Source organism: Gluconobacter sphaericus (assembly GCF_016757795.1).
GTDB classification, from domain to species: domain Bacteria; phylum Pseudomonadota; class Alphaproteobacteria; order Acetobacterales; family Acetobacteraceae; genus Gluconobacter; species Gluconobacter sphaericus.
This window is the reverse complement of record NZ_CP068419.1, coordinates 1,552,551-1,566,291: the sequence shown is the minus strand read 5'-3', so window position 1 is coordinate 1,566,291 and position 13,741 is coordinate 1,552,551. Positions and strand designations below refer to the sequence as shown.

Sequence of the window (13,741 nt, the reverse complement as noted above, 5' to 3'; positions counted from 1 at the left end):
GAGCCTATACTCAAAAAAAACTCTTTAGGACGATCAATGGTAACTGAGCACGTCACGAGCGGCTGTTAGCGTTTTTAGCCCCTAAGGTAGACAACTTTTTCCCTTGCGTTTCAGAAGCCCAGAAGCCGCAGATCACAGCACCTGCGAATAAAAGAACGGCAATCGCTGCCAAACTGGCCGACAGCCCGTATTCTGCGATGGCAGCGGGAAAGGCCATCGTGCTTAATGTCGCAACAAGCCGACTGCTGGAAACCATCAAGCTCACACCCGTGGCCCGCAGATCCGTCGGGAAAACTTCTGGCGGATAGACATAGGTCAGACAGTCCGCCGCGGTCAGGATAAAGCCAAAAGCCGTCAGAAGCAGGAGCGTCATCAGTGGCGGAAGCGCAAATAGACTGACGATGAAAAGACAGCTCCCCTGAAGAACAAAACTACCGACAATCAGCGCCCGTCGCTGGAAACGCTCTACAATCCATAATCCTGTGACAGCACCGCTGAACAACAGTGCATCATAAAACAGTCCGCTCTTGAACGGATCATGAAGCCCCACATTCCGCAGAACTTCTGGCAGAAACGCACTCAGGACAAGATAAGGAACATTGTGCAAAACATAGAAAAGCGTCGCGCCAATACTGCGGCGCCATTGCTGCCCGGAGAATAACTCCACCACACGACGCAGTGTGCCTGAGCGTCCAGTAGACTGCGTATCAGAACTCCATGACGGCAGTTTAACAGCACCAAAATAGCGGTCTGCGACTCTGCGGGCATCGCCAATGCGCCGCCGGGCCAGAAGCCACAGAATGGATTCCGGCATCCCGTAGCGCAAAATCGCTGCACAGAGTGCAGGAAAGGCAGCGCTCATGAAAATGATTTTCCACGTCCCCTGAGGCCAGACGAGATGTATGACATAGCCAATGGCGTAAGCAGACGTATACCCCCCCACCCAGGCCACACTCAGCCAGCTCATCAGCTTGCCGCGAAACGCCGAAGGAAGGAACTCACTGACATACAGCTTGCCGGCAACGTAATCGACACCCAGTACACAACCGATAATAAAACGCAGGATAAGCAGACTGGTCAGATCTGAAGTGAGAGCATGCAAAAACGCCAGAAATACAAAAGACATCATGTCGAATTCAAAAGGAATTCTGCGCCCGATTTTATCGAGGATCGGGCTAGCAAGAAGACTTCCGAACAAAAGCCCGGCCAGCGGAGCAGACGCCACCAGACCCGTCTGATGAGGGCTGAGATGTAATGCCGATGTCAGACTGGGAAGGGCAGGGCTGATGGAGCCCAGAACATAACCATCCGTGAAAATGCCGCACGCTCCAGCAATCAAGACCCTGATATGGAATTTTTGAACTGACAGTTCATCAAACAGCATTACATTTTCCCAGGCTGTGTCTATCATTCCAGCTTCACATCGAACGTACTGTCTTGTCACGGGTCTTTTGGGCCATCTCCTTCAGGAAATACGGAGTTCATCATGAATGAAGTCTCAGCCAACCGTGTCGTCATGATATCGGGTGCCAGTCGTGGTATCGGAAAAATTCTTTCCGAACAGTTGAAGCAGGCCGGCTGGCGGATTAGCGCGGGTGTCCGGGATGCATCTTCCATGACGTCCGGCCCGGACATGTTCGTGCACACATTCGATGCGAAGCAACATCAGGAGAAAGCATGGGTCGAAGCCACACTCGCCCATTATGGCCGGATTGACGCCGTAATTGCGAATGCCGGCGTCATGATCCCATCCTCAATCATCGATATCAGTGACGAGGATATGGACACGATGCTGACGGTCAATCTGCGCTCGCCAATCCGGCTGGTTCAGGCCGCATGGGCCTCTCTCAAGGCCTGTCAGCGGGGACGTGTCATCATTCTAGCCTCACTTTCCGGAAAACGTGTCAAATCCGCCAGCTCGGGCCCCTATGCCATCACCAAACATGCCGCCGTGGCCTTGGCGCATAGTATCAAGAAGACAGGCTGGGCAGATGGCATCAGGGCAACGGCCGTCTGCCCCGGTTTCGTCGCGACCGATATGGCCCGGAGCATTACCTCAAAAGGCGATGCGGACATGACGCAGCCAGAGGATATCGCACGCATGATCCTGGCTGTTCTGGACCTGCCGAATACAGCCAATGTGGCCGAACTTTCAATCAGCTGCTCGGAAGAAGACCTTTACTGACCCCTCGAAGGTAGATCGCTCTGTCAGAGCGCTTTGCCTGCCATCGTCATATCCAATGCCATTGTGGCAGGTTCCACAAATTGGAGCGGACATTGACGTTACTTTCATAGCCCGCCAGATCATCCTTTACGCCTTCAATATTATTAACCTGATAGAACGGCAGCATGGGCAGATCTTCACGCAGGATTTTCTGGATCTGCCGATAACACTGAATGCGGGCTGCACGATCAAAAGTTCTGTTCCCTTCCTGAAACAGTCTGTCAACAACCGGATTGGCGTACTGGAACACATTCTGCCCCCGTCCACCTTTCGCCGGGGAGGCCGTTGACGTGAAGAAACTGGATGCGTCCGGATCAGATCCGGTCATGTAATCAACGGAAACCAGCGCGCTATCGAACTCGGAATTGACCCAGTAATGCCCCCACATCACGGCTGCGGGCCGGTCCTCGATCCGCATGATGATGCCGATATCCGCCAAATACTGCTGAATGATCTCCTGCGCCTGCGTGCGAAGAGCATTGCTTGAGGTCGTCGCATTCGTAAATTCCAGCCGGATGCCATTGCGCGACCGCACCCCATCACGGTTTTTCCGCCAGCCCGCCTGTTCCAGTTTTTCCGCGGCCGCATCGGGATCGAAGCGGTGCGCAGGCAGATCGGGGTTAAAGAAAGGAGATTCAGCGGGCAGGAAGGATTCCGTTGATATCTCAATGCCCTGAAAAAGGGTCTTGAGCATGGTTTCTTTGTCGATGGCTTCGTAAATCGCCTGCCGGACGGCCAGATCCTGAAAATACGGCCGCCCCATATTGAAAGCGAGCCCTTCCACGAAGGGCTGGGGGGCCTGGATGATGGTCCGTTTCTGAAGAGTGCGGGCCTGCGGATAGCGGTCAGGCAGAATGCCCTGCATGCCGAGATAATCGATTTCACCGGTCTCGAACTGCGTGAACATCACGGTCAGATCAGGAATATACCGGATGATCGCTTCCTCGATCTCTGCTTTGGGAAGATGATAATGCGGATTGGCCTTCAGGCGGATCTCTTCGGATGGAATCCGATCGCCCCAGACGAATGGCCCGGACCCAACGGGCGCGCGCGAAAAGGCGGATGTGTCGCTCCTGTCCTTCAACAAATGCGACGGAACAATCATGGCACTCGCAAGTACGGCATGAAAGGGCGCATAGGGCTCGCGCATATGCCAGCTCAACTCGAAGGGGCCGGTCTGCTCGATATGGTCGATGAGGCCGAAGCCGCTGCGGGTATAGGCCGGAAATGCCGGATCGCGCAGGGTCTGGAGCGTGAACAGCACATCGCCTGCCGTGACCGGCTGTCCGTCATGCCAAAGCGCATCGCTCCGAAGCCGGATGCGCCAGGTTCTGCCATCGGGGGAAATATCCCCGTTTTCAAGGGACGGAATGGCGGTGACGAGATCCGGGATAAAGTCCCCCTTGGCATTGATCCGCCACAAGGAACTGAAAAGATTCATCAGTACCCCGTCATCCACTTCGATGTGAGGCAGAAGGGGATGAAAGACGGTCGGCTCCTGAGACAGACCAACAATGACCTGCCTCTGGCTGGATGGCGCGTTCCCCACCGCCGAAGTCGGGGCGTCGGCAGCCACGGCATGTCGGGGAGAAAAGGCTCGGCAGGCCATCCCCCCCAGAAATCCCGCGGCAAGGGTCAGGCTCTGGCGGCGGGAGAGCTGAAAGGAGCCTGCCATTCGTCAGAAGCCACCGATCAGCCGGATGGGGGTGCCGTCCGTAAACCGCGAAAGCCGGAACGGCGTGGGATCCACAACAGGCGTCGCGCCCGTGACCAGATCGGCCGTGAGCTGACCGGCACCGGGGCCAATGCCAAATCCATGCCCCGAATACCCGGTGGAAATGGTCAGGCCGGGTACGGAAGAAAGCGTATCAATGACTGGCACCGCATCGGGAACAACATCGATCATGCCCCCCCAGTGCTGCAGAACCGGAATATGCCCGACGGACGGAAAGAAAGCCTCCAGTTTCGCGACCATGGAGCGTGTCAGCTTGACGTTGGGTTTGGGGTCAAGGGTCCGGGTCTTCTCAAAGGCCGTGGGCATGTCGAGGTCCCACCGCGTCGGCGTCAGAAGCTCTGTCAGGAACCGGTTGTCCAGACGTGGGGAAACGGCTTTGCGCTCAGCACGGAAGGCCGGAAGATATTGCAGTCCGAGTTTGAACATGTCCGGCACGATCGGCACGCTCAGCCCGACGCTGGGAGCAATATTGTAACCCCCGTCATCACGTTTGCGGAACGCCACGGAGCCCAGATAGGCCGAAACATCCGGAAGCCCCTGCACCGGAGCCGTCCGGCAGACCGAGGAGAGGACCTTCATCTGCGGCAGGGAGACCCCCAGATTGCCGCAGAAAAGCCGGGACCAGGCCCCGCCCGCCACAACAACCTGGCTCGTGCGGATATAGCCCAGCTCCGTCACCACGCCGCAGATGCGCCCGCCTTCCCTGTCAATGCCCCGCACCGCGCAGTTCTGCACGATGCTCGCGCCCATCTCCCGCGCCGCCAGCGCAATGACCGGGGCTGCGCGCTGTGGCTCGGCCCGGCCGTCTGTCGGGTTGTAGAGGGCCGACCTGAACGTCCCAACCAGACCTGGGAGAATGTTGTTGATCTCGTGCCCGGTCACGACCCGGCTGCCAATCTGGTAAGGCTGGGCATCGGCAACGAATTTCTCATGCCGCGCCTGATCCGCCGCCGTCTTCGCAACCGACAGCACACCACAGACAGTAAATCCCGTGTCGATCTTTTTGTCGGAAAACTCCTTCCACATCCGGAAGCTTTCCATCATCAGTGGCAGTTCACGGGGATCACGCCCATTACGGCGGACCCATCCCCAGTTGCGGCTGGACTGTTCTCCGCCGACATGCCCCTTCTCGCACAGGACCACCGAGATGCCACGCTTGGCGAGGGCATAGGCCGTGCTGACCCCCACAATCCCACCACCGACAATGACAACATCCGCGCTCTCGGGAGGAAGCTGATCGGTTACGATGGATTTGACTTCAGGTCCCATAACACTTGTCCTTTGTTATCATGAACATTCAAACACCGCTCAGTTGCAGCTCTGTCCGAAGACAGGCCGACTGATGCGCTGGGCCGACCTCGCTGAGGTCCGGCTGCCTGTTGAGACATTCGGACGTCATGTGAGAGCAGAGTGGGGCGAAGACGCATCCCCCCGATGCCTGTGAAAACTGTGAAGATGCTGGCTCCGGAGGCAGCGGGGCGCCATGCCGAGGTGCTGCCGCCAGAAGCTGCGCCGTATAGGGGTGGCGCGGCCGGCGGAAGAGATCGGCCGTTCTGGCCACTTCCACCAGAACGCCGCGATACATCACGCCCACCCGGTCAGAAACAACGCCGACAACCGCCAGATCATGCCCGATGAACAGGATGGAAAGCCCCAGCCGGTCCCGCAGATCCACGAACAGATTGACCACCTGCGCTTGAACACAGACGTCCAGGGCAGACACAGCCTCATCCGCCACCAGCAGTTCCGGCTGCATCAGCAGCGCGCGCGCAATACTCAGCCGCTGCCTTTGCCCACCTGAAAACATGGCCGGTGTGCGGTTCAGGATATCGGGCGACATTCCCACAAGCGCCAGCGTTTCGAGAATGTCCTGATCATTGTCGATCCCTCGCAGCGCCAGAGGTGTCCTGAGAATACGGCCGATCGTCTGTCGGGGATTCAGCGATGCCGAAGGGTCCTGAAAAATCAGCTGCATCTTGCGCCGCACAGACCGCAGACGGGCATGCGAATAGACCGTGATATCCGTCCCCGACAGCACAACCTGCCCCGATGTCGCCTCCAGAAGACGCATGGCCATGCGCCCCACAGTCGTCTTCCCCGACCCTGATTCTCCCACAAGCCCCAGGATTTCGCCGCGCCCCACATCGAACGAGACATTCCTGACCGCATGCGTCTCCTTCACCGCGCCGAAAAGGCCCTTCCGCTGAACATAGGTTTTCGAAAGCCCGCGCACACTCAGAACAGCCGTACTCATGGTGCAAGTTCCTCCCAACGTGCACACCGAACGGTATGGTGAGCCTCTCCGTTCGCCGCGATGGAGACAAGGGACGGCATGGACGCGAGACAGGGCGTTTCCCGTACGTCATCGCAGCGTGCGGCAAAGCGGCAGGCCGTTCCTCTCTGTCCGGGAGAAGGAACCTGTCCACGCGGCGCCTCGAGATGGCCGTATCCCGCCAGCACAGCCTCAAGCCGAGGTGCCGCAGACAGCAGCGCCCGGCTGTAGGGCATGGCGGGCCGCCGGAAAAACACATCCGCCGGGGCATCTTCCACCACCTGACCGGCATAAAGAACGATCACCCGGTCGGCGATGGCGGATGCGACGGCAAGATTATGCGTGATGAAGACCATGGCCATCCCCGTCTGGTCTCGCAGCCCTTTCAGAAGGCGCAGAACCTGAGCCTGCACGGTGACGTCAAGCGCCGTCGTCGGTTCGTCCGCGAACAGCAGATCTGGCTCTGCCGCAATGGCGAGCGCAATCATGACCCGCTGCCTCATCCCGCCGGAAAGGCGCTGGGGAAGCAGCGCCAGACACCCCTCCGGATCGACAATCCCGACCTGCTCCAGCAGGGCAATCGCCCGGCTGTGCAGAGCCGCTCCTGTCAGACGGGTGTGGGCCTTCAGAACTTCCCGGATCTGGCCGCCGATTGTCTGAAGAGGATCCAGACTGGAAAGCGGATCCTGAAAAATCATGGAGATTCGCCGTCCCCGCAGGGCGCGCAGCCTGCGGGCAGGAAGACCGACCAGTTCAGTAGGTGCCTCCTGCCCGCCCGAACTCGCCCCTCCTGACAGGGAGGCCGAGCCCTGAATCGTCGCGTTTTCCAGCAGGCCCATGATCGCAAGGGAGCCAACACTCTTTCCAGATCCGCTTTCGCCAACAAGCGCCACAATTTCGCCCTGTCCGATATCGAACGACAGGTCATCCACGATATCGGGGCCACCGAAGTTGACGGTGAGGTTGCGCACTGAAAGGAGCGGTGCTGCATTTCTGTCAGTCATGAGCTGCGCCTCGATGGATCAATGGCATCTCGCAGGGCATCTCCGAGCAGATTGAACATGACGACCGTCAGAACAATCACCGCACCGGGGATAATGGCCAGCCATGGATCGGATTCCAGGTATTCCTGCGCATTGTTCAGCAGGTTTCCCCAGCTCGCATCGGGCGGCTGGATGCCGTAGCCCAGATAACTGACATAGGATTCCAGCAGGATGGCCCGGGCGATATTAAGGGTCGCGCTGACGATGATGGCCGGCAGAATGTTGGGGAGGATTTCGCGGAACAAAACCTGCGCATCGCCAGCGCCCATGGCCACGACGGCCGTCACATAATCCTGCCGCCGCACAATCCGCGTCTGGCTCTGAGCAACGCGCGCGACTTCCATCCAACTCACCAGCGTGATGATGCAGATGATTGTCCCGATGCCAGGATGCAGGACCGCAGCAAGCGTCAGCAGCAGAAAAACAACAGGAAAACACAGTACGGCATCGATCACGGTCGTGATCAGGAAGCGCGCCAGACCGGCATGGTAACCCGCAACAATCCCCACCGTCGTCCCGATCAGGGTGCTGATGGCCGTCGAAACCAGCCCGACCAGCAGGGAAACGCGCCCCCCCATCAGCACCCGGCTCAGAACATCGCGCCCTATTTCGTCGGTTCCCAGCAGATGCCCGTTTCCAAGAGGGGGCAGGAAACGATGGTAAAGATCAACATGTAGCTCCCCAAACGGCAGAAGCCACGGCCCGAGCCCGCACAGCACGATGATGGTGGGAACATAGAGTGTGGGAACCATGCCACGCGGATGGGCGAGCAGGCGTCGCAGGATGGAAGGCAGTCGCATCGTCATGCCCTCAGCCTCGGATCAGCGACATGATGCAGCAGTTCCGCCAGCGTGCTGCTGACCAGAACGAGAATGGCACTGAACATCAGAACCCCCATGACAACGGGATAGTCGCGGTACTGAAGGCTATCGAGAAACAGACGGCCAATCCCCGGCCAACTGAAAACCGTCTCCGTCACGAGCGCCCCACTGAGCAGGGTCGGAAGATAAATCCCCGCCACCGGAATCATCGGAAGCAGCGCGCCCCGTAACAGCCGGTGGACGATAATGCGTCCGGAAGACAGCCCCAGAGCCCGTGCCGTCCGGATCTGGTCCTGCTTCAGGATTTCGCCCGCGAATGTCCGCATGTACCGGCTCCAGACAGGGACGGAAACCAGCCCGAGCGTCAGGGCGGGCAAGGCAAGATGCCTGAGATACCCTACAATGAACCGGTCGCCCGGACTGCTGAAGTTTCCGGTTGGAAACCACTGCAGCCGCACGGAAAAAATGTAGATGAACACCAGCCCGAGCCAGAAGGTCGGAAGTGAGAAAAGGATGATGGAGATCACGGACGTCACATCATCCACAGTTCGTCCTGCGCGCAGGGCCCCCATCAGCCCCATGCCCAGCCCCAGGCTGAACGAGATCCCCAGCGCAGCCAGACCAAGCTCGATGGTCGCGGTCAGATGTGAGACGATGATGCCCAGAACCGGCGACTGATCCCGGAACGAGCGTCCCCAGTCGCCCGTCATGATGCCGTGCAGCCAGTGCAGATACTGCCGCCACAGAGGCTGGTCGAGCCCCATGCCATGCGCGATCTGCGCAAGCCGCTCCGCCGTCATGCCGGGGGCTAGCGTGAATTGCGAGAGCGGATCTCCAGGTGCAAGATGAAGGAGCGTAAATCCGGTTATCGAAACCAGCAGCAGCAGCAGGATCTTCACGCCGCCCAGCCGCAACACATACAGGAGGTTCCCATTACCCATGGAGCGTCACGGGGCTGCAGGAAGGGGTGATCAGACCGGAAAAACGGCTGAATGCAAAAGCCGAAATATCAAACGGAGGAGCCTGCCCCTGAACAAGAGCGGCCATGATCCTGCCGGTCAGAGGCCCAAGACAGAACCCATGCCCGGAAAACCCCCGTGCCATCACCAGACCGTCCACACCGGGGACATGGTCCAGAACCGGCAGCGCATCCGGCGTCTGATCGACAAGACCGCACCAGTAAGCGTCGATTTCCGCCTCCCGGATCGCCGGGACGACATCTCCGAAACTCTGAAGGGTCTCAAGAAAGCTGGCGACAGTGGGAGCAATGACGGGCCGTCCGTCTTTTTCACGCATGAGGCCACCCCAGGATTTGATCCCGCTTGTAAAACGGAACGCCCCGTCCAGTTGCTGCCGCCCGGCACAGGCGGCGTCCGAGTTGCAGGCGCTGGCAACCGACAGAACCTGCGAGAGCAGGGGCGGCAGAGGCCGGGTCCGCACGACCGTCACGTTTTTGACGTCAACCGGAAGGGGGCTCCCGAAAGGGGCAAGCAGCTCATTTCCGGAAATGCCGGTCGCCAGGACAACGGCATCTGTTGCAATGGTCCGCGAGGTGGTACGCACCCCGCAGATGCGGCCGCTCCGGCTCTCGAGAGACAGTACAGCCTCACCGTAAACGGTCTCAACGCCCAGACGTCGGGCAGCATTGATAAAGGCGTTTACCGTTGCATCCGGGTCCGCATGTCCGTCTGTCGGGCACCAGGTGGCCCCGGCAATCGCGGGTGAGAGAGCTGGCGCGATATCGCGCACGGATTGTGCATCTGCAAGAACTTCGATGGGTAGTCCCACGGCCTCACCGTCCTGCGCAATCACCCGCAGGGCCGGAAGGTCTTCTGGGGTCAGCCCAATTCTGAGATTGCCATGCTGCGCGTAGCCTGTGGAGGCCTGGAGTTCCTCATCCAAACCTTCCCAGATTTTCACGGCTGCCATGGCAAGTGGCAGTTCAGAAGGATGGCGCCCGGACTGCCGGACGCCGGCCAGTGTCCACCCGCTCGCCATTGCTGCAGGACCGTATCGGTCCACGAGGGTGACAGAACAGCCTGATTTCGCAAGTTCCCAGGCTGTGGCCGCACCACTAATTCCACATCCGATGACAACAACATCAGGCATTTCGCGTCTCCCGGTGCGTAAAGGTCTTATTTCATGCTGTAATTGACTTGGAAGAAGTAATATCCGCCATTGAATCCAATCTGCTGGACGTCGAAATTATAGCGCTGAACACCAAGATAGTTCGTGCTCTTGGGCACAATAGGCTGCTTGGCATTAAAAATATTATTCGCCCCGAGCGAGACCCTCCATCGAGGAGAAATCTGATAGCCCACAAGGATGTTCGTCTGCTGGTTCGCCCCGTTGTTGAAGGGCAGATAAACCGTGTTGGAATAGGCGTAGGGGCCAGTAACATACTGCTGCTGTGAGACCACGTTTCCATAATGGATTTCATGAATGGAAACGGACCATTTGTCCTTGCGCCAGGTCCCGCCGATGATTTCCTTGCTGTGAGGCGTATAGCTTGTCAGGAACCCGCGATAGAGCGCGTTCAGCAAGGAATTGCCGTTTTCATCCGTCGCAGTCCGGGTGATGACGGGGTCGTTGAGATTGATCGCAACGTCCCAGTTGACGGTCCCGAACCGTCCGAAAGGCGTTTCGTAATTCGCCGTAATATCCATGCCGCGTGTGCGCGTATTGGCCGTATTGGCAAAATACTGCGCCGTCACATCCTCAGGGATCAGCCCGCTGGGCAGCCCAAACCCACCGGCCTCAAGAGCATCAATGGCTGTCTGCCCATTATAAACACCCCCCAGCGTGATCCGGTTGCGCAGGGAAATCTGATAGACATCCACGCTGATATGCATGCGCGGGATCGGGTTGATCACGATACCGGCGGAATAGTTCATTGACCGCTCCGGACGGAGAGGCCGGGACCCCAGCAGTCTAGCTGCAGCAGAGGAAACAGGCAGAATGCCCGAAGCGCCTGTCGGAGAAACCCCCATGTCGGAATAATGTTCCTCAGCAAGCGTCGGTGCGCGAAAGCCGTTGCTGATCGTACCGCGCAGACCAATCATCGGATTGATATCGTAACGCATCGAGGCTTTGCCGGTCTCAGTATTACCAACGTCCGTGTAGTGTTCGACGCGTCCGGCAAGATCCAGCTGCCAGCCCTTCATCAGCTGCGTGGAAAGGTCCATATAGCCGGCTGTCACATCACGGAAGTTCTTGGATGCAGACATGGGTGAGAGACCATCATCCGCGGACGGTCCGCCGCCGTAATAGGACGCCGGCTCACCAGCCCCGACCTCATACGTATCGTAGCGGTACTGGGCACCAAGAGCGAAATTGAGCGGCCCTGCCAGAAGAGGTACATCAAATCCACGGCGGATCCCGGCATCGGTCGTCCATTCCGTATCATTGAAGGTCATCATGGGAGAGAAGCGCGTGGGGGTTTTTCCTGTTGCGGCATACAGATCGGGATTGACTGTATCGAACATGCCAACATCGGCAACGTTTCCGCCATATGTGGTGCTGACATCCCAGTCCCATCCGATAAACTGCCCCTTGAAGCCGCCCGTAAAGCTGTAATCGTTCTGCGCCAGAGTGATCTGCGGTGAAAATCCGTTGGGATAGACTTCAGGCAGAACCGTGGGCAGACGATAGTTTTGGTAGCTTTCTCCGTTGACGTGCCCAAAGGAGGCGAAAGAGTAAGCTTGGATGTGGTCGGTGATATGATAGCCCATGTTATAGGAAATCGTCTCGCGCATCTGACGCGGATTGCCCAAGACATGGTTGTCATACGCTCCCGTACGATCATCCATACCGCCACGGTCGGTATGGTCCATGTACTTGTATTCAGCGCTCAGATCAAAGAAACCACGCCCCTTGCCAAGGTCCGTCCCCCAGTTGACGGATTCCCCTGAAGTAAAGCCGTCTCCTGCATAATAACCCCCATTGATGGCCTGTGCCGTAAGTTCGTGCGCCGAATGCTTGAGGATGATGTTGACAACACCCGCAATCGCATCAGACCCGTACTGGGCCGCCGCACCATCTTGCAGAATTTCAATGTGATCCACCGCCGAGACCGGGATCATGTCAATATCGACCGGAATCGAACCCTGCTGAGGCCCGGTATAATCCGTCATGACGGACGTCGTGTGCCGGCGCTTGCCATTGACCAGAACCAACGTCTGGTTAGGCGTCAGGCCACGAAGCTGTATCGCATCCGTCATGTTCGAATTGCCGATATTCATGTTCGAACGTGTCATGGACGGCGCCATCTGGATCAGCGCATCGCGCAGATCGGCCTGGCCCGTCTGCTGTAACTGTTTCGCAGAAATCACGACAATCGGGCTGATGCTTTTGCGCGCGGTCTGATGCGGGTCCCGTGTTCCGGTCACGATAACCTGTTCATCTTCCTTGCTAGCAACCTCGACAGGCCTGTGTGCTTTTTTGAGGACAGACGTTTTGATAGACTTGGTCGCTGTGGTGTCCGCCGTGGCGGCAGCCGCAAAATCGGGCAGGATCCCAGCAAGGCTGGTTACCAGAAGAGCCAGCTTACGTGTTGTAATAACACGCTTCTTTTCTTCAGCAAGACCACAACACACTGACCTCATTGAACTTCCCTCTCGCGGAGTTCCTGATGCCTTCAGGAATTTCTCATAACGTTTCCGATACGACGCTGCTGAAATGAACTGACAAAATCAATCATCTTGAATTAATCTCCAGAAGAATTCCGAATGGTGGAACAGCGGATGCGTAACGAATCGAAAAATGCAGTTCGCAAGGCAGCCTGTATCCTGAAAGCGCTCTCTTTATCCGGGATCGACGGAGAGGAGCTGGGTCAGCTGGCCGCATTGTGTGAGCTCCCGAAAGCGACAACACACAGGCTTCTGGCTTCCCTGATGCAGGAACATCTCGTGACGCGCGTACCGCAGACAAGGCGCTATATCCTCGCCCCGACCGGGCATTTTCAGCTTAATGAGTCACAGTTTCGGCTGATGCACAGTCGCCGCCTGCGAAGCGTGATCGCTGGTCTGCCCCTCCAGGAAAACGATGCCGTTTTCCTCCTGGCACGCTCGAACAACAGTGCGATCTGTATCGATGCCTATTTTGGAAACGAAATAATACCCTCTTTGACGCAGGGTGTGGGGGGGCGGATCCCATTGGGATTTGGGCCGGGTGCCACAATGATCCTTGCTGGCTGTGAGGACGAAACCATCAATGATGTTCTTCAGAAAAAAAGACCGAAGCGTCAGTATGAAATCCTGATTGAAAATATCGCCCGCGCAAAGGCTTCTGGCTACACGACGGATCAGGGCGCTTTCATAAACGGCGTCGGAGGCGTCGCCGTCTCGATCCCCGAGCGAAACATCGGTAAAGGTCTGGTCCTGGGCGTGGCCCTCTCCATCAAGGACCACCCTGTAGGCATTTATGACACCCTCGGAAAAATCCTTTTGGACGCGGTGTCCACGACGCAACCTAAGGCTGCAGCGAGCTAGAAGGCCGTCGAATATCTATCATAGTGTGTGGTGATCCATCGCCTGTCCTTGTGTCGACTGGACATGATTTAGATGCGGTCGAGACGTTTGTATTTTCGTTTGTCATATTTGATTGCTTTTCCGCGGGATCTCCGTTCCTACCATGGGAGAGCTGATC

General features: G+C 57.8%; 11 protein-coding genes. 2 read left to right on the top strand and 9 right to left on the bottom strand.

Features of this window, described 5'->3' with window-relative positions:
* Positions 1–52: 52 nt before the first annotated feature.
* Positions 53–1,384: an MFS transporter gene (locus IGS75_RS07465; RefSeq protein ID WP_202256480.1), complete on the bottom strand. Its 1,332-nt coding sequence runs from the start codon at positions 1,382–1,384 to the stop codon at positions 53–55.
* Between the two features lie 102 nt (positions 1,385–1,486).
* On the opposite strand from IGS75_RS07465, the gene IGS75_RS07460 reads away from it, so the two are divergent.
* On the top strand, positions 1,487–2,185 hold the full coding sequence (locus tag IGS75_RS07460; protein ID WP_141352505.1) for an SDR family NAD(P)-dependent oxidoreductase: 699 nt from the start codon (positions 1,487–1,489) through the stop codon (positions 2,183–2,185).
* Positions 2,186–2,231: 46 nt separating this feature from the next.
* Here the strand turns inward: IGS75_RS07460 and IGS75_RS07455 are convergent, their stop codons facing one another.
* Genes IGS75_RS07455 through IGS75_RS07420 form a run of 8 tightly spaced genes read right to left on the bottom strand, consistent with a single transcriptional unit; the run spans position 2,232 to position 12,699 of the window.
* On the bottom strand, positions 2,232–3,899 hold the full coding sequence (locus IGS75_RS07455; RefSeq protein ID WP_202256479.1) for a peptide ABC transporter substrate-binding protein: 1,668 nt from the start codon (positions 3,897–3,899) through the stop codon (positions 2,232–2,234).
* 3 nt (positions 3,900–3,902) lie between these two features.
* Positions 3,903–5,228, bottom strand: coding sequence for an NAD(P)/FAD-dependent oxidoreductase (locus IGS75_RS07450; protein ID WP_141352501.1), 1,326 nt, complete (start codon positions 5,226–5,228; stop codon positions 3,903–3,905).
* Positions 5,229–5,256: 28 nt separating this feature from the next.
* A complete protein-coding gene (locus tag IGS75_RS07445; protein ID WP_141352499.1) occupies positions 5,257–6,213 on the bottom strand; it encodes an oligopeptide/dipeptide ABC transporter ATP-binding protein in 957 nt (318 codons plus the stop codon).
* On the bottom strand, positions 6,210–7,235 hold the full coding sequence (locus IGS75_RS07440) for an ABC transporter ATP-binding protein (protein WP_141352497.1): 1,026 nt from the start codon (positions 7,233–7,235) through the stop codon (positions 6,210–6,212). Before IGS75_RS07440 ends, IGS75_RS07445 begins: the two co-directional genes overlap by 4 nt.
* The gene (locus IGS75_RS07435; RefSeq protein WP_237468710.1) at positions 7,232–8,074 is read right to left on the bottom strand and encodes an ABC transporter permease; all 843 of its coding nucleotides are present in this window, start codon (positions 8,072–8,074) and stop codon (positions 7,232–7,234) included. The genes IGS75_RS07440 and IGS75_RS07435 overlap by 4 nt, the downstream gene beginning before the upstream one ends.
* A gap of 2 nt (positions 8,075–8,076) precedes the next feature.
* On the bottom strand, positions 8,077–9,036 hold the full coding sequence (locus IGS75_RS07430) for an ABC transporter permease (protein ID WP_202256477.1): 960 nt from the start codon (positions 9,034–9,036) through the stop codon (positions 8,077–8,079).
* Positions 9,029–10,204 carry an NAD(P)/FAD-dependent oxidoreductase gene (locus IGS75_RS07425; protein ID WP_202256476.1) on the bottom strand — a complete coding sequence of 392 codons (1,176 nt, stop codon included), beginning with the start codon at positions 10,202–10,204 and terminating at the stop codon, positions 9,029–9,031. The genes IGS75_RS07430 and IGS75_RS07425 overlap by 8 nt, the downstream gene beginning before the upstream one ends.
* A gap of 26 nt (positions 10,205–10,230) precedes the next feature.
* Positions 10,231–12,699 carry a TonB-dependent receptor plug domain-containing protein gene (locus IGS75_RS07420; protein ID WP_141352488.1) on the bottom strand — a complete coding sequence of 823 codons (2,469 nt, stop codon included), beginning with the start codon at positions 12,697–12,699 and terminating at the stop codon, positions 10,231–10,233.
* A gap of 138 nt (positions 12,700–12,837) precedes the next feature.
* Between IGS75_RS07420 and IGS75_RS07415 the strand changes: the two genes are divergently transcribed.
* On the top strand, positions 12,838–13,584 hold the full coding sequence (locus tag IGS75_RS07415) for a helix-turn-helix domain-containing protein (protein WP_202256475.1): 747 nt from the start codon (positions 12,838–12,840) through the stop codon (positions 13,582–13,584).
* Positions 13,585–13,741: the final 157 nt, after the last annotated feature.

Coding starts and splice junctions, on each gene's coding strand:
- IGS75_RS07445 (WP_141352499.1), bottom strand. CDS start 6,213: ATGAGTACGGCTGTTCTGAGTGTGCGCGGGCTTTCGAAAACCTATGTT.
- IGS75_RS07440 (WP_141352497.1), bottom strand. CDS start 7,235: ATGACTGACAGAAATGCAGCACCGCTCCTTTCAGTGCGCAACCTCACC.
- IGS75_RS07430 (WP_202256477.1), bottom strand. CDS start 9,036: ATGGGTAATGGGAACCTCCTGTATGTGTTGCGGCTGGGCGGCGTGAAG.
- IGS75_RS07425 (WP_202256476.1), bottom strand. CDS start 10,204: ATGCCTGATGTTGTTGTCATCGGATGTGGAATTAGTGGTGCGGCCACA.
- IGS75_RS07455 (WP_202256479.1), bottom strand. CDS start 3,899: ATGGCAGGCTCCTTTCAGCTCTCCCGCCGCCAGAGCCTGACCCTTGCC.
- IGS75_RS07420 (WP_141352488.1), bottom strand. CDS start 12,699: ATGAGGTCAGTGTGTTGTGGTCTTGCTGAAGAAAAGAAGCGTGTTATT.
- IGS75_RS07435 (WP_237468710.1), bottom strand. CDS start 8,074: ATGCGACTGCCTTCCATCCTGCGACGCCTGCTCGCCCATCCGCGTGGC.
- IGS75_RS07460 (WP_141352505.1), top strand. CDS start 1,487: ATGAATGAAGTCTCAGCCAACCGTGTCGTCATGATATCGGGTGCCAGT.
- IGS75_RS07415 (WP_202256475.1), top strand. CDS start 12,838: ATGCGTAACGAATCGAAAAATGCAGTTCGCAAGGCAGCCTGTATCCTG.
- IGS75_RS07450 (WP_141352501.1), bottom strand. CDS start 5,228: ATGGGACCTGAAGTCAAATCCATCGTAACCGATCAGCTTCCTCCCGAG.
- IGS75_RS07465 (WP_202256480.1), bottom strand. CDS start 1,384: ATGCTGTTTGATGAACTGTCAGTTCAAAAATTCCATATCAGGGTCTTG.